This is a genomic window from Amycolatopsis sp. NBC_00438, assembly GCF_036026695.1.
Taxonomy (GTDB): domain Bacteria; phylum Actinomycetota; class Actinomycetes; order Mycobacteriales; family Pseudonocardiaceae; genus Amycolatopsis.
In genome coordinates this window covers 10,006,003-10,021,127 of record NZ_CP107923.1, presented here as the reverse complement: position 1 = coordinate 10,021,127, position 15,125 = coordinate 10,006,003, and the positions used below count along the sequence as shown (strand labels likewise).

General features: G+C 71.1%; 14 protein-coding genes. 6 read left to right on the top strand and 8 right to left on the bottom strand.

Translation table 11 applies throughout. The features are described 5' to 3' along the window. Positions 1-8 precede the first annotated feature (8 nt). The 3 genes from betA to OG494_RS46405 all read left to right on the top strand — a co-directional run bounded on the left by betA (position 9) and on the right by OG494_RS46405 (position 3,365). Entirely contained in the window at positions 9-1,673 is a 1,665-nt protein-coding gene (betA, locus tag OG494_RS46415; RefSeq protein ID WP_328449920.1) for a choline dehydrogenase, read from the top strand. Positions 1,674-1,887: 214 nt separating this feature from the next. Next, on the top strand, positions 1,888-2,208 hold the full coding sequence (locus OG494_RS46410) for a bifunctional 3-phenylpropionate/cinnamic acid dioxygenase ferredoxin subunit (protein ID WP_328449918.1): 321 nt from the start codon (positions 1,888-1,890) through the stop codon (positions 2,206-2,208). Further along, positions 2,205-3,365 carry an NAD(P)/FAD-dependent oxidoreductase gene (locus OG494_RS46405; protein WP_328449916.1) on the top strand — a complete coding sequence of 387 codons (1,161 nt, stop codon included), beginning with the start codon at positions 2,205-2,207 and terminating at the stop codon, positions 3,363-3,365. Before OG494_RS46410 ends, OG494_RS46405 begins: the two co-directional genes overlap by 4 nt. Here the strand turns inward: OG494_RS46405 and OG494_RS46400 are convergent. The 6 genes from OG494_RS46400 to pdhA form a co-directional block, all read right to left on the bottom strand. Then, positions 3,362-3,889, bottom strand: coding sequence for a hypothetical protein (locus OG494_RS46400; protein WP_328449913.1), 528 nt, complete (start codon positions 3,887-3,889; stop codon positions 3,362-3,364). The genes OG494_RS46405 and OG494_RS46400 overlap by 4 nt on opposite strands. 95 nt (positions 3,890-3,984) lie before the next feature. Continuing rightward, a complete protein-coding gene (locus tag OG494_RS46395) occupies positions 3,985-4,983 on the bottom strand; it encodes a hypothetical protein (RefSeq protein ID WP_328449911.1) in 999 nt (332 codons plus the stop codon). Then, a complete protein-coding gene (locus OG494_RS46390; RefSeq protein WP_328449909.1) occupies positions 4,980-5,549 on the bottom strand; it encodes a hypothetical protein in 570 nt (189 codons plus the stop codon). Before OG494_RS46390 ends, OG494_RS46395 begins: the two co-directional genes overlap by 4 nt. 54 nt (positions 5,550-5,603) lie before the next feature. Next, on the bottom strand, positions 5,604-6,803 hold the full coding sequence (locus OG494_RS46385; protein ID WP_328449907.1) for a dihydrolipoamide acetyltransferase family protein: 1,200 nt from the start codon (positions 6,801-6,803) through the stop codon (positions 5,604-5,606). Further along, on the bottom strand, positions 6,796-7,791 hold the full coding sequence (locus OG494_RS46380; RefSeq protein WP_328449905.1) for an alpha-ketoacid dehydrogenase subunit beta: 996 nt from the start codon (positions 7,789-7,791) through the stop codon (positions 6,796-6,798). Before OG494_RS46380 ends, OG494_RS46385 begins: the two co-directional genes overlap by 8 nt. Next, entirely contained in the window at positions 7,791-8,930 is a 1,140-nt protein-coding gene (pdhA, locus tag OG494_RS46375) for a pyruvate dehydrogenase (acetyl-transferring) E1 component subunit alpha (RefSeq protein ID WP_328449903.1), read from the bottom strand. Before pdhA ends, OG494_RS46380 begins: the two co-directional genes overlap by 1 nt. 77 nt (positions 8,931-9,007) lie before the next feature. Here pdhA and OG494_RS46370 point away from each other — a divergent pair, with 77 nt between their 5' ends. Beyond that, entirely contained in the window at positions 9,008-9,541 is a 534-nt protein-coding gene (locus tag OG494_RS46370; RefSeq protein WP_442874358.1) for an Lrp/AsnC family transcriptional regulator, read from the top strand. Between the two features lie 186 nt (positions 9,542-9,727). Here the strand turns inward: OG494_RS46370 and OG494_RS46365 are convergent, their stop codons facing one another. Then, positions 9,728-10,138 carry a GNAT family N-acetyltransferase gene (locus OG494_RS46365; RefSeq protein WP_328449901.1) on the bottom strand — a complete coding sequence of 137 codons (411 nt, stop codon included), beginning with the start codon at positions 10,136-10,138 and terminating at the stop codon, positions 9,728-9,730. A 279-nt stretch (positions 10,139-10,417) separates the two neighbouring features. On the opposite strand from OG494_RS46365, the gene OG494_RS46360 reads away from it, so the two are divergent. Further along, positions 10,418-13,012 carry a glycoside hydrolase family 3 protein gene (locus OG494_RS46360; protein WP_328459227.1) on the top strand — a complete coding sequence of 865 codons (2,595 nt, stop codon included), beginning with the start codon at positions 10,418-10,420 and terminating at the stop codon, positions 13,010-13,012. 65 nt (positions 13,013-13,077) lie between these two features. After that, positions 13,078-14,682 carry a DUF885 domain-containing protein gene (locus OG494_RS46355; protein WP_328449899.1) on the top strand — a complete coding sequence of 535 codons (1,605 nt, stop codon included), beginning with the start codon at positions 13,078-13,080 and terminating at the stop codon, positions 14,680-14,682. A gap of 1 nt (position 14,683) precedes the next feature. On the opposite strand, the gene OG494_RS46350 is transcribed toward OG494_RS46355, so the two are convergent. Then, positions 14,684-15,124, bottom strand: a complete 441-nt coding sequence (locus tag OG494_RS46350; RefSeq protein ID WP_328449897.1) for a hypothetical protein — start codon at positions 15,122-15,124, stop codon at positions 14,684-14,686. Position 15,125: the final 1 nt, after the last annotated feature.

Here is a 15,125-nt window from a genome sequence, read left to right as displayed (position 1 = left end):
GAGGACGCATGAGTGAAAACTACGACTTCGTCATCGTCGGCGGTGGTTCGGCGGGGTGCGCGCTGGCGAACCGGCTGTCGGCGAACCCGTCGAACAAGGTCCTGGTGCTGGAGGCCGGCCGGTCCGACTACAAGTGGGACGTCTTCATCCACATGCCGGCCGCGCTGACCTTCCCGATCGGGTCGAAGTTCTACGACTGGGGCTACCGCAGCGAACCCGAGCCGCACATGAACCGGCGCCGCATCTACCACGCCCGCGGCAAGGTGCTCGGCGGCTCGTCGAGCATCAACGGGATGATCTTCCAGCGCGGCAACCCGCTGGACTACGAGCGCTGGGCCGGCGACCCCGGAATGTCCACATGGGACTACGCGCACTGCCTGCCGTACTTCCAGCGCATGGAAAACTGCTTGGCCGACGCGCCGGACGGTCAGTGGCGCGGCCACGACGGGCCGCTCGAACTGGAGCGCGGCCCGGCCTCGAACCCGCTGTTCCAGGCCTTCTTCGACGCCGCCGAGCAGGCGGGGTACCCGCGCACCGACGACGTCAACGGCTACCGGCAGGAGGGCTTCGCGGCGTTCGACCGCAACGTCCGGAAAGGACGGCGGCTGTCCGCGGCCGGCGCCTACCTCCACCCCGTCGAGAACCGGTCCAACCTCACGATCAAGACCCGCGCGTTCGTGTCGCAGATCCTCTTCGACGGCACCCGCGCGATCGGCGTCGAGTACAGCGAAGGCCGGGGCGTGCCGGCCGAGGTGTACGGCAAGGAGATCATCCTCTGCGGCGGCGCGATCAACAGCCCGCAGCTGCTGCAGCTCTCCGGCGTCGGCAACGCGGCCGACCTGGAGAAGCTCGGCATCGACGTCGTGAAGGACCTGCCGGGCGTCGGCGAGAACCTGCAGGATCACCTGGAGGTCTACATCCAGTACGCCTGCAAGGAACCGGTGTCGATGCAGCCGTCGCTGGCCAAGTGGAAGCGGCCCTACATCGGCGCGCAGTGGCTGTTCCTGCGGTCCGGGCCGGCCGCGACCAACCACTTCGAGGGCGGCGGGTTCGTCCGGTCCAACGACGAGGTGAAGTACCCGAACCTGATGTTCCACTTCCTGCCGGTGGCGATCCGCTACGACGGGTCGGCCCCCACGGAAGGCCACGGCTACCAGGTGCACGTCGGCCCGATGTACGCCGACACCCGCGGCTCGGTGAAGCTCACCTCGACCGACCCGCGGCAGCACCCGGCCATCAAGTTCAACTACCTGTCCACGGAAAACGATCGCAAGGAGTGGATCGAGGCCGTGCGGGTGGCGCGGAAGATCCTCAACCAGTCCGCGATGGGCCGGTACAACGGCGGGGAGATCTCGCCGGGACCGTCGGTGGAGTCCGACGAGGAGATCCTCGACTGGGTCGCGAAGGACGCCGAGACGGCGCTGCACCCGTCGTGCACGGCCAAGATGGGCGTGGACGAGGGCTCCGTCGTCGACCCGCAGACGATGCGGGTGCACGGCACCGAGGGCCTGCGTGTGGTCGACGCATCGGTCATGCCCTACATCCCCAACGGCAACATCTACGCGCCGGTGATGATGACCGCGGAGAAGGCCGCGGACCTGATCCTCGGCAACACCCCGCTGGCCCCGCTCAAGCAGCCGTTCTACCGCCACGGCGAGACCCCTGCTCACTGAGCGTATACCGAGCTTTCGTAGGGAAAGATGCGTTTTTGCCACTCACAAGGGTGACCTTGTGGCGGCAGTGGCGGGTTTCGGCGTGCCCGGATTCTCCGTTACCGGGTAACAAAACTACCGGGGCGTACCCCCTTGACGACGCCCGGCGTCGAATTCACACTTGTTGCGGATCACAGTCGATGTTCCTCAATGCGCAACAGTTAGCGGAGGCGTCATGATTCGCGCATGCACCGTCGACGAGCTGCCCCCGGGTGAGTCCGTCCGGATTCCCGGGACCCCCGCCATCGCGGTGTTCCACACCGAGGACGGCGAGCTGTACGCCATCGACGACACGTGCACCCACCAGGACGCTTCGCTGGCCGACGGCTGGCTCGAAGGCTGCTTCGTCGAGTGCCCGCTGCACGCGGCGCTGTTCGACCTGCGCACGGGCGTGCCGAGCTGCCTGCCGGCGAAGGAACCGGTGCGGACGTACCCGGTGCTGGTCGACGACGGCGTCATCTACGTCCAGGGCGTGGCCCGCGAGGACGCCGCGTGAAACGCGTCGCGGTCGTCGGCGCTTCGCTGGCCGGGGTCCGCGCCGCGCAGGAGCTGCGCGCGCAGGGCTACGACGGCGGGGTGGTGCTGATCGGCGAAGAGGCGCACCTGCCCTACGACCGGCCGCCGCTGTCCAAGGGTTTCCTGGCCGGGACGACCTCCCGCGCCGCGCTGGAGCTGCTCGACGCCGGCGATCTCGCGTCGCTGGCCCTGGACTTCCGCCTCGGCGTCCGGGCGACCTCCCTGGACCCGGCGGCCCGCCGGGTGCACCTCTCGGACGGCAGCTCGGTGCACGCGGACGGCGTCGTCATCGCCACCGGCGGCCGCGCGCGCACCCTGCCCGGCTTCGAGGGCGCCCACTCGCTGCGCACGATCGACGACGCTGTCGCGCTGCGGTCCGCTTTGGTGCCCGGGGTCCGCGTGGTGATCGTCGGCGCGGGGTTCATCGGCGCCGAGGTGGCCTCGACGTGCCGTTCGCTGGGCCTCGACGTGGTCGTCTTGGAAGCCTTGAGCGCGCCGTTGGCCCCGGTGCTGGGGTCCGAGCTGGCCGCGGTGTGCGCGCGGCTGCACGCCGGCCACGGCACGGACCTGCGCTGCGGCGTCGCCGTCTCGGGCCTTGTCGCGTCGGCTGGCCGGGTGACGGGCGTCCGCCTGGCCGACGACTCGGTCGTCCCGGCCGACGTCGTCGTGGTGGGTGTCGGCATGACCCCGGCCACGGACTGGCTGGCGGGCTCCGGCCTGACGGTCGGCAACGGCGTCCACACCGACGCCGGCCTGGTGACGGACCTGCCTCAGGTGGTGGCGATCGGCGACGTCGCCCGCTACCACACCGACGGCGTCGGACGGCGGCACGAGCACTGGACGAACGCTTCCGAGCAGGCGCCGGTCGCGGTGGGCAACCTCCTCTCCGGACGCACCGAACGCACGTACGTCCCGAGCGGGTACGTCTGGTCGGACCAGTACACGGGGACCCTGCAGCTGGCGGGGCACCCGCGTCCGGACGATGTCCTCACCTTCGTGGAGGGCGGCCCGGCGGACGCGTCGTTCGTGGCGACGTACCAGCGTGACGGGGAGACGGTGGGGGTGTTCGCGCTGAACAACCCGAAGCTGTTCAACCGCCTGCGGCGCCAGGCTTTGCGCCGCCCGGCCGCGGTCTAGGTGACGGTCTGGGGGGCGGTCGTCTTTCCCCGCCGGGAGCGGAGCAGCTGCCACACCCGGTTCTCGGGTGCCGTGACGTGGTCGAGGATCTCCTCGACGTACTCCGGGGCCATCACCTCGACGAGCGCGGACACCCGCGCGGGGACCTGCCCGCCCCGCTCCCAGAGCCGGCCCCGGTCCTCGTCGGTCAGGTGGAGCAGAACCCGGGCGTGCGCAAGGTGTCCGACCCGGTCGAGGCAGTCGCGGACGACGTTCAGGTCCCGGGCCGACCCGACCCGATGCGGCCGGTTGCCGCGCAGCTGCGCCAGCGCGAGGTGGAAGTACAGCGCGGGGTCCGCCGACGGCGCGCGGAGCGCTTGCGTGAGAGCCGCGACAGCCGCGTTGTAGTCCTTGCGGGCCAACGCCCGCAGGCCGTCGGCGGGATAGTCCCGGGGCCGCGCGGGCCCGTTCACGTTTTCGGCGCTACCCGTCCGGAAGACGCGGCCGGGCACGGCCTTCCGCGTCTTCTCCTCTGGCTCTTCCATGCTCCTGAGTCGCCCGGCCCCCACGGGATGTTCCCGCGTCCGGGTGGACCCGGCCCGAAATCAGCCGTACGGCCGCATACTCTCGGTAATCGGAATCACCAAGAGAGTTCGTCCAAGTCGGACTCCAGCCGGGCCCGCCAGGTCCAGCGCCGCTCGGTCGTGTCCGTGCCGTCCGTCGCCGGGGGTCCCAGCGGCAAGGCCTGGTCCTTGATCCCGAACGTGACCCGGTACGCCAGCACCGAAGCCGCCGTACGGATCCAGGCGTCGCCCGATGTCCCCGACGGCGGGGCGACGCCGAGGGCGTGGCTGAACCACATCGGCAGCAGCGCGTTCGAGCCGATCGCGTCGGTGATCCGGGTCCGCAGCCGCACCTGCAGGTCCTGCCACGCGCGTTCGGCGCGCTCCAGCTGCGGCACCACGCGCGCCTCGACCGCGTCGGCCTCGCGCAACGCGAGCCGGGCCTGCTCCGCGGCGTCGGCCGCCGCCGGGATCTCCTCGTCCAGCAGCGTGCGGCGCCGGGTGCTCAACGCTCGCAACGACGGCTCGGCGTCGCCGCGAGCGCGGGAACCGCGGTCCGTCGTGGCGAGGCGGCGGATGACTTCCAGCAGGTCTGCGTCGCAGCGCGCGGCCGCTTCGCGCACCTCCGCCAGCCGGGCGATCTCCTGCTCGTGGCGGGCGCGCTGCTCCTTCGTCACCAGCTCCTTGTGCAGGTCGTCCCAGCGCGCGGCCTGCGCCGCCAGGGCGCGCGTCTCGGCGCCGACGTCGTCGAGGTTCGCCTGCGGCACGCCGTCCGATATGCGTACCGCGCGTTCCAGGGCCTGGACCTGCTGCTGCAACCGTTCCAGCTGCCGGCCGAGGTGGTCGATCCGGTGTTCCTGGGACGCCCCGGGGCCGAGCTTGCCGGCCAGGTCCGCGACCTCCCGGCGCAGGCCGGCGTCCCGGGCGTCGACGTCCTCGACGGCCGTGCGCAGGCCGTCCACCGCAGCGAACAGCTCGTCGAGGTCGCGGCGGGTGGTGTCGGCCGGCTCGGCGTAGTCGGCGTACTCCGTCTCGAAGTCGGGGTCGTCGCCGTAGGTGGCGTAGCCGCGCCTCACGGGATGCGGCTTTCCCGGACCAGGCCCGCGATCGCGCCCGCGGTCCCGAGCGCCGCCAGCACGGTGGCCACCACCGTCACCGTGGCCGACGGCCACGGAAGCAACGCCACCACCAGGCCCACCGCCGCCAGCGCGCCCGCCCACGCCGCCAGCGTCCGCTCGCGCAGCACCGCCGGCACCTTCCGGACCGGCGCGAAGCCGATCCACATCCCGGCCGCGAACAGCGGGACGAGCAACGGCAGCCACCCGGGCGAGAGCACACCGAACAGCACGAGCGCACCCGCGACGAGCCCGGCGAGCACCGGGAGAGCCGCGAAGAACACGACCGCGCGCTGCGTCGCCGCGTGGCGGGCGCCGAGTTCCGCCGCCACCAGCCGGCGCGCGGCCTCCTCGTGGTCCGTCTCGGCGTCCAGCAGCCGGTGGGCCGCCGCCACGAGCCGGTCCATCGGTTCGGCGTCCTCGGCACCGGGCTCCGGCGCCGTCCCGAGCCGGCCCGCCAGGTCCTGCTTGAGCCGGTCCACGCGCGCCGCCGCCTGGTCCCGGTCCTGCTGGGCTGGAGTCGTCACGCGAACACTTTAAGTGCCACCACTGTCACATCCGGCCAATGCGGCCGGTGAGTCTCACAGGTCGCCCAGCGCCGTGACCGGTGACTCGACGCAGTCCGCGACGAACCGCAGGAACCCGCCCGCCGTGCCGCCGTCGCAGACGCGGTGGTCGAACGCCAGCGTCAGCTCGCACACCTTCCGCACGGCCAGCTCGCCGCCGGCCACCCACGGCCGGTCGATGATCCGGCCGATGCCGAGGATCGCGGCCTCGGGGTGGTTGATGATCGCGGCCGAGCCGTCGACGCCGAAGACGCCGTAGTTGTTGACCGTGAACGTGCCGCCGGTCAGGTCGGCCGGCGCGAGCTTGCCGTCGCGCGCGGTGCGGGCGCGGTCGCCGATCGCCGCCGACAGGTCCCGGGTGGACAGGCTCCCGGCGTCGCGCACGACCGGCACCATGAGCCCGCGGCCGGTCTGCGCGGCGAAGCCGAGGTGGATCCTGTCCAGCACCACGATCTCGTCGCCTTCGACGCGCGAGTTCAGCTCGGGGTACTTCTTCAGCCCCGCCACGGCGAACCGGGCGATCAGGCCGAGCAGGCTGACCGGCCGGTCCGTCTTGGCGTTCAAGGCCACGCGGGCGGCGACCAGCTCCGACGCGTCGACATCCACCCAGACCGTGGCCTCGGGGATCTCGCGCCGCGACGCCGTCAGCTTGTCGGCGACGACCTTGCGGACGCCGGTGAGCGGGATCCGGCGTTCACCGTCGGCCGGCTTCTTGGCCAGCAGCGCTTCGACGTCGGCGCGGCGGATGATGCCGTCCGGGCCGGTGGCGGTGACCTTCGCGAGGTCGATCCCGTTGTCCGCGGCCATCTTCCGGACGAACGGCGAGATCACGCCGGGCGCCTTGGCTTTCACCACGGCCTGCACGACGGGCGCCTCCACACGCCGGACACGCTTGCGACGGGTCGTCGGCGCGGTGCCGTAGCCGATGAGGACGTTGCCGCTGCCCGATGACGTGGTCGACACTGTCACGCCGGGCTCGGCGAAGCCGCCGACGCTCAGCAGCGGCGCACCGACCGGCAGCAGCTGCCCGGGCTCGCCGTGCAGCGCCGACACCACGCCGGCGAACGGCACGGGCACCTCGACCGCCGCCTTCGCCGTCTCGACCTCGACGACGATCTGGTCGATGCCGACGGTGTCGCCGACCTTGACGTGCCAGTTGAGGATCGCCGCCTCGGTCAGGCCCTCGCCGAGGTCCGGCAGCAGGAAGTCAGGCACCGGCCACCACCGGGGTGTCGGCCCACTGCAGGCGGGCGATGGTGTCGAGGATCCGGTCGACGTCCGGCAGCTGGTGGCGTTCCAGCTTCGGCGAGGGGAACGGGATGTCCAGGCCGGTCACGCGCAGCACCGGCGCGTGCAGCTGGTGGAAGCACTGCTCCGTGACGCGAGCGACGACCTCCGCGCCGTAGCCACCGAAGCCTGCGGCCTCGTGCACGACGACCGCGCGGCCGGTGCGGCGCACCGAAGCCGTCACGGTCTCGTCGTCGAACGGGCTCAGCGACCGCAGGTCGACGACCTCGACGTCCCAGCCCTCCTCCTTCGCGGCCTCGGCGGTCTCCAGTGCGGTGGCGACCATCGGGCCGTACGCGATGAGCGTGACGTCCTTGCCCTGCCGGCGGACCACGGCCTGGTCCATGGCCGGGCCGCTGCGGGTGAAGGAGACCTCTTCGGACGACCAGTAACGGCACTTCGGCTCGAGGAAGACGACCGGGTCCGGCGAGTCGATGGCGTCGCGGAGCAGGTCGTAGGCGTCCTGAGCGGTGCCCGGCGTGACGACGCGCAGGCCCGGCGTGTGCGTGTAGTAGGCCTCGCTGGAGTCGCAGTGGTGCTCGACGCCGCCGATCCCGCCGGCGTAGGGGATCCGGATGACCATCGGCAGCGAGAGCGCGCCGCGGGTGCGGTTGCGCAGCTTCGCGACGTGCGAGGTGATCTGCTCGAACGCGGGGTAGGCGAAGGCGTCGAACTGCATCTCGACGACCGGGCGGAAGCCGCCCATGGCCATCCCGACGGCGAACCCGACGATGCCGGCCTCGGCGAGCGGGGTGTCGAAGCAGCGGTCCTCGCCGAAGTCGGCGGTGATGCCGTCGGTGACCCGGAAGACACCACCGAGCGCGCCGACGTCCTCACCGAACACGACCACGTTGTCGTCGTCCTTGAGCGCGTCCCGCAGGGCGGCGTTGAGCGCCTGCGCCATCGTGGTCGTCATCAGGCCTCCAGCTCGGCTGTTACAACGGGGGCTCCGCCCCGGGCCGGGGGCTCCGCCACCCGGACCCCCGAAAGATCGGCTTTGAGGGCGGCCCGCTGCGCTTCCAGGTGGCGGGTCGGCTCGGCGTAGACGTGGTCGAACAGCGACAGCGGGTCGAGTTCGGGTTCGGCGTTGAGCGTGTCGCGGACGGTCTGGGCGAAGTCCTCGGCGTCGCCGCGGAACTGCTCGATTTCGTTGTCGCTGAGGGTCTTCTGGGCCTTGAGATAGGTCTCGAGCCGGGTCACCGGGTCTGCTTCGCGCCACTTCGCGACTTCGTCGGCTTCGCGGTAGCGGGTGGCGTCGTCGGCGTTGGTGTGGGCGTCGATGCGGTAGGTGTGGGCCTCGACGAGGACCGGGCCGTTCTTGTCCCGCGCGTGTTTCACGGCGTCGTCGAGGACGCTCAGGACCGCGACGGCGTCGTTGCCGTCGACCTGCTCCGAGCGCATGCCGTAGCCGATCCCCTTGTACGCCAACGCGGCCGCGGCGCTCTGCTTCTCGAACGGCACGGAGATCGCGTAGCGGTTGTTTTGCACGAAGAAGACCACGGGAGCCTTGAAGACGGCGGCGAAGTTGAGCGCCTCGTGGAAGTCGCCTTCGCTGGTGGCGCCGTCGCCGATGAGCGCGAGCGCGACGCCGTCCTCACCGCGTCGCTGCATCGCGTGGGCGAGCCCGGTGGCGTGCAGGGTCTGCGTCGCGAGCGGAGTGCACTGCGGCGCTACGCGCGTCTCGGCGGGGTTGTAGCCACAGTGCGCGTCGCCGCGAAGCAGCGTCAGGACTTCGCCGGGCTTCAGGCCGCGCGCGATGAGAGCGACGGAGTCGCGGTAGGTCGGGAAGAGCCAGTCCTGCTTGGCGAGGGTGAGCGCCGCGGCGACCTGGCAGGCCTCCTGGCCGGCGCTGGAGGGGTAGACGGCGAGGCGGCCCTGCTTGGTGAGCGCGGTCGCCTGGACGTCGAACCGGCGGCCCAGGACCATCAGCCGGTAGGCCTCCTTGAGCCGCTCTCGGGACGGCTCGCCGTAGCCGCCGTGCTGGTCGGCACGCGTCCCGTCCTCGGCGACGAACCGCACCGGCGACGCGGACGGCAGCAGGGTTTCCGTCGCCATGACGCTCACCACCTCTCGCAGACATATGATGCTCAGATGGTGGTTCTCGGCGGTGTTGTGTTCAAGGGTTGCGGGAAATGAGCGACAAACAGTCTTTATCAGCCGGTTCCGGTGACCAAACGTCCGCGTCGGGTTCGGCTACGTCCGGACTCGCGGGACGGACGGTCGCGCCCCTGGACGACGTCGACCGCGCGATGCTGGCGGAGCTGTCCGCGGACGGCCGCCTGGCGGTCCGCGCCCTGGCGGAGCGCCTGCACATTTCGCGCACGAACGCGTACGCGCGGCTGGAGCGCCTGATGGCGGAGGGCGTGATCACGGGCTTCGGCGCCCGCATCGACCCGCGCCGCGCGGGCCTGGGCACGTCGGCGTACATCGTGGTGACGGTCGAGCAGACGTCCTGGCGCACGATGGCCACGGACCTGCACGAAATCCCGTACGTCGACCACGTCGCCCTGGTCGGCGGCGACTTCGACATCCTGCTGCTGGTCCGCACCCCGGACAACACCACGCTGCGCGACGTGGTCCTGGAGCGTCTGCAGGCCCTGGAAGGGGTCCGCTCGACGAGGACGTGGCTGATCTTCGAGGAACTCCCCGGCTCAGTCCTGGCCTGACCTCGTGTCGTCCCCGCAATCACGCGTGATGCCCCTCCAATCACGCGAGTCACGCGCCCAATCACGCGAGATCCGCCCCCAGTCACACGAGATCCGGATCCAGACACGCGATCCGGGGCGCACTCCGCGTACCCGGAGGGTCGGCTCGCGCACCTGGACAGTCGGCTCGCGTACCTGGAGGGTCGGCTACGTGAGGTCCCACTCCAGGACCACCTGGCGGCCTGTCCCCGCGCCGCCGGCGCGGCGGTACGTCGCCTGGGCCGCGGCGTTGTCCTCCTCCGTCACCACCCACATGTCGTAACACCCCCGCGAACGGGCCAGCGCGGCCAGCTCCGTCACCAAGGCCGAGCCGAGGCCGCGGCCTTGGAACGACGGGGAGACGCCCAGTTCGTACAGGAACATCTCCGTGCCCTTGTCCGGGTGCGTCATCTCGACGCCGGTGACCATCCCCGCCGGGACGTCGTCGACGTACGCGAGCAGCAGGTGGTGACCCTCCGAAGCGAGGAATCGCTCCAGTGCCGCCAAAACCGGCAGGTCGTCGAAGAGGTGGCCCGCGGCCAGTGCCGGTGCGGACGTCGTGATGCGGCGGATGTCCATCCGGCCATCCTGGCAAACAGCGCAGCCTCCGCGGGCAGAACGGCTGCCCTCGCGCACCCTTGACCCGGCCCGACCTGCGCGGTAATGGGGTGCCGCCCACCGGACGACTCTTATTTTATGGCGAGAATTAACGAAGAGCGTACCGGCCGGAAACTATTGACGCCGTCCCCGTTGCCCGGTGAGGATCGGCCGGTCCGCCGCCCTCGCAGAATGGACCAGACCATGGCCGGAAGATCACGCGCGTGGTCGCGTGCGCGTCGAAGTTCGCTCGTCACGCTGATGAGCCTGAGCCTGCTCGGCGGGGTCGCGCAGGCGGCACCGCTGCAGGCCCAGGCCGCACCGGCACAGCCCGTCATCGGGAAGCCCGCCCTCGACAAGAACGGCTGCGCCAAGATCGAGAAGGCCCTGCCGACCCTGGCGGACTGGCCCAAGGTCGACAGCCAGGTCAAGGGCAAGGCCGGCGACGAGGCGCGCATCGCCCAGATCCTCGCGGGGATGACCCTCGAGGAGAAGGTCGGGCAGATGACGCAGCCCGAGATCACCTCGATCACCCCCGACGAGGTCCGCCAGTACGCCATCGGCACCGTCCTCAACGGCGGCGGCGCGTGGCCCGGCGGCAACAAGCACGCCACCCAGCAGGACTGGCTGAACCTCGCCGACTCCTACTGGAACGCCTCCAAGACCAGCCGCACGAAGATCCCCGTCATCTGGGGCATCGACGCCGTGCACGGCAACAACAACGTCTACGGCGCCACCGTCTTCCCGCACAACATCGGCCTCGGCGCGGCGCACGACCCGTGCCTGGTCCGCGACGTCGCCGGCGCCACCGCCCGGCAGGTCCGCTCGACCGGCCAGGACTGGGCGTTCTCGCCCACCCTCGCCGTCGTCCAGGACGACCGCTGGGGCCGCACCTACGAGGGCTTCTCCGAGGACCCGCGGATCACGCGCTCCTACGGCTACGAGGACATCAACGGCCTCCAGGACGGCGCCACCAGCCGCATCGGCTACAACGGCGTGATCGCCACCGCCAAGCACTTCATCGGGGACGGCGGCACGATCAAGGGCCAGGACCAGGGCGTCAACCCGTCGTCCGAAGCCGACATGATCAACATCCACGGCCAGGGCTACTACGGCGCGCTCGCCGCCGGCTCCCAGACCGTGATGGTGTCGTTCAACAGCTGGACCAACCCGGACCTCGGCATCAACGAGGGCAAGCTGACCGGCAGCAGCAAGGCCATGAACGAGATCCTGAAGGGCAAGATCGGCTTCGACGGCCTGGTCGTGTCCGACTGGAACGCCATCGGCCAGGTCCCCGGCTGCACGAACTCCTCGTGCCCGCAGGCGATCAACGCCGGCATCGACGTCGTGATGGTGCCCGCCGACTGGAAGGCGTTCATCACCAACACCGTCGCCCAGGTGCAGAGCGGCCAGATCCCGATGTCGCGGATCGACGACGCCGTGACCCGCATCCTGCGCGTCAAGCTGCGTGACGGCATCTTCGAGTCGCAGAAGCCGTCCGACCGCTCCTACGCCAACTCGGACGAGGCGCTGAAGGACAACTGGCTGGCCCGCGACGCGGCCCGCGAGTCGCAGACGCTGCTGAAGAACAACGGCAACGTGCTGCCGCTCAAGCCGAAGGCGAAGGTCCTGGTGGTCGGCAAGAGCGCCGACAACATCTCGAACCAGACCGGCGGCTGGACGCTGAGCTGGCAGGGCACCGGCAACACCAACGCCGACTTCCCGAACGCCACCTCGATCCTGACCGGCATCAAGCAGGACCTCGGCGACGCCAACGTCACCTTCGACGAGAAGGGCGACATCGACCCCAAGGGCTATGACGCCGTCATCGCCGTGATCGGTGAGACGCCGTACGCCGAGGGTGTCGGCGACCTGACCCGCAAGACGCTCGAGGCCTCGAAGCTCTACCCCGAGGACGCGGCCGTGCTGGACAAGGTCAGCGGCAAGGGCACCCCGGTCGTCACCGTCTACGTCGGCGGCCGGCCGCTCTACATGAACCACGAGATCAACCGCTCGGACGCGTTCGTCGCGGCCTGGCTGCCCGGCACCGAGGGCGGCGGCGTCGCCGACATGCTGGTCAAGGGCAAGGACGGCACCGGCTACCAGGGCACGCTGTCCTACTCGTGGCCGAAGAGCGCGTGCCAGTCGCCGCTCAACCCGTGGTCCCCGGACTACGACCCGCTGTTCAAGCTGGGTTACGGCCTCAAGACCGGCCAGCGCGTCACCCTCGGCCAGCTGGACGAGACCCCCGGCCCGGCAACCTGCGGGTCCACCGGTGGCGGCGGGACGGCGACCGAGGACCTGTCGATCTTCGACCGGACCGACGTCGCGCCGTACACGAGCCAGATCGGCTCGGCGGAGAACTGGGGCGGCACGGTGATCGGCCCGGACGGCACGGCGGCGCACAGCGAGATCAACGTCGTCCCGACCGACGTCAACGTGCAGGGTGACGGCCTGAAGGCGACCTGGACGGGCACGGGAGCGGCCCAGCTCTACATGCAGAACACGGCGGGCACGAACGACCTGCGCAGTTACCTGAACGCGGACGGGGCGCTGGAGTTCGACACGACCGTGCAGCAGGCACCGGTCAACCGGACGGTGATCAGCATGCACTGCGTCTACCCGTGCTTCTCGGAGGTGAACGCGACGAAGCTGTTCACCGACCTGGCGGGCGGCGCGAAGACCACGGTGAAGATCCCGTTGTCCTGCTTCAACAACGGGCTGGACTTCGAGCACATCAACACGCCGTTCCTGGTCTACACCGACGCCGCGTTCCAGGCCTCGTTCGCGAACGTGCGGTGGGTCCCGAACGGAGCGAAGGATCCGGACGCGAGACCCTGTTCGAGCTTGACCTGACGACCGGCCGGGCCGGGAGCGGAAATCCGCTCCCGGCCCGGTTCGTTTTGGGCCACGATGAACCGATGACCACCGACGCGACCGCGCTCGCCGACGAGCTGCTGCACGTGCTGGGCACCTACATGCCGCTCGAAGCGACCTTCGTCGGCATCGAAGGCCACGACGCCGAGCTCGCCGATCCCGGCGAAGCCGCCCAGCAGCGGCTGCGGGCGCGAGCCGCGGACATCCTCGCCCGCGCGGAAGCCTCCGAAGACGACGACCGCGTGACGCTCGGGGTCGTCGTCCAGCAGGCCGAGGCCATCCTCACCCAGCTCGACGCGCGGGTCGTCGAGTTCACCCTGGCCGATCCGATGTTCGCGGTCGGCATCAGCCACCTCGCCTTCCTGCCCCAGCTCACGCCGTCGGGCGAGCGGGGCGCGGCCGGCTTCCGGGCCCGGCTGGCCGCCTTGCCCGCGTTCTACGAAGCCCTCGCCCAGCGCCACCGCGACGGTCTGAAAGCCGGCCGCACGCCGGTCGAGCGGATGGTCGGCACCGCCGTCGCGTTCCTGGACCGCTTCCTCGCGCAGGAGACGCCGTTCCCGGGCCACGAGCAGCTGGTCGCGGACGTCGTGCGGCCCGCGCTGACGCGCTACCGCGACGTGCTCACGACGGAGATCGCCGGGCACGGCCGCCCCGACGACCGGCCCGGGCTCTGCTGGCTCGAAGACGGCGAAGCGACGTACGCGGCCCTGGCCCGGATGCACACGACCACCGGCCACACCCCCGCGGAGCTGCACCAGCTCGGCCTGGACGTGCTGGCCGGGCTGGAAACCGAGTACACCGAGCTCGGCGGCCGGGTCTTCGGGCTGACCGACCCGGCCGAGGTGCGCCGCCGGCTGCGGACCGACGAGAGTCTCCGCTGGCGCGACGCCGGGGAAATGCTCGAGACGGCCCGCGCCGCCGTCGCCCGCGCGACCGCCGCGGCGCCGGACTGGTTCCCGCGGACGCCGGCGGCCGAGTGCGTCGTGCGGGCCGTCCCGGAGCCGGAGGCGCCCGTCGCCGCCCCCGCGTACTACATGCCGCCCGCGCTCGACGGCTCACGGCCGGGCGTCTACTACACCAACACCCACGAGGTCCGCTCGCGCGACCGGTTCATCGCCGAGACGGTGGCGTTCCACGAAGCCGTGCCCGGGCACCATTTCGAGAACTCGCTGGCGCAGGAGCTGACCGGGCTGCCGCAGCTGCGCCGGATCGCGCCGGTGACCGCCTACAGCGAGGGCTGGGGGCTCTACACCGAGCGGCTGGCCGACGAGATGGGCCTGTTCTCCGGCGACCTGATGCGCCTCGGCATGGTCGCCGAGGACTCCGTCCGCGCCGCGCGGCTGGTGGTCGACACCGGCCTGCACGCGCTGCGCTGGACCCGCGAGCAGTGCGTCGGGTTCCTCCGCGCGCACACCGTGCTCAGCGAGGTCGAAGTGCAGTCCGAAACCGACCGGTACATCGAATGCCCCGGGCAGGCGCTGGCGTACATGACCGGCCGGCTGGAGCTCGTCCGGCTGCGCCGGTTCGCCGAGGAGGCCCTCGGGGATTCCTTCGACATCAAGGAGTTCCACGGCGTGGTGCTCGGCGGCGGGCCGGTGCCGCTGAAGGTGCTGGACGACGTCGTGCGCGCCTGGGTCGCGTCCGGCTGATTCAGTGCTGCATGCCGTAGGACTTCTGGCACGGGTAGCCGTCGCCGGTGGCCGACCAGCTCGCCGGGTAGCCGCTCTGCGCCCACGCCGCGTAGGCCTGGGCGTAGGTGTAGCCGCGGGAGTACAGCCACTGGCACGGCGTCTGGCCGGCCGAGGGCGTGATGCTGATCCACGGCTGGGCGTTGTACCAGCTCGGCTGGGCGTACCACTGGCTCGTCACCGCGGCGCCCTGGCTCTTCGGCTGGACGTAGACGGTCTGCGGCGCCGGTACGACGACCGTCTGCGGCGCCGGCGCGGTGACGGTCGGCGTGCTCGGGGCCGTGACGGTCGCCGTCGAGGCCGGGGCCTGGGCCGCGCTGCCGGCGAGAGTGCGCCCGGGAAGCCCGCACGCGCTTAGCGCGAGCACGGCGGAAATCATCGCGGTGGCGCGGAGAATACGCATG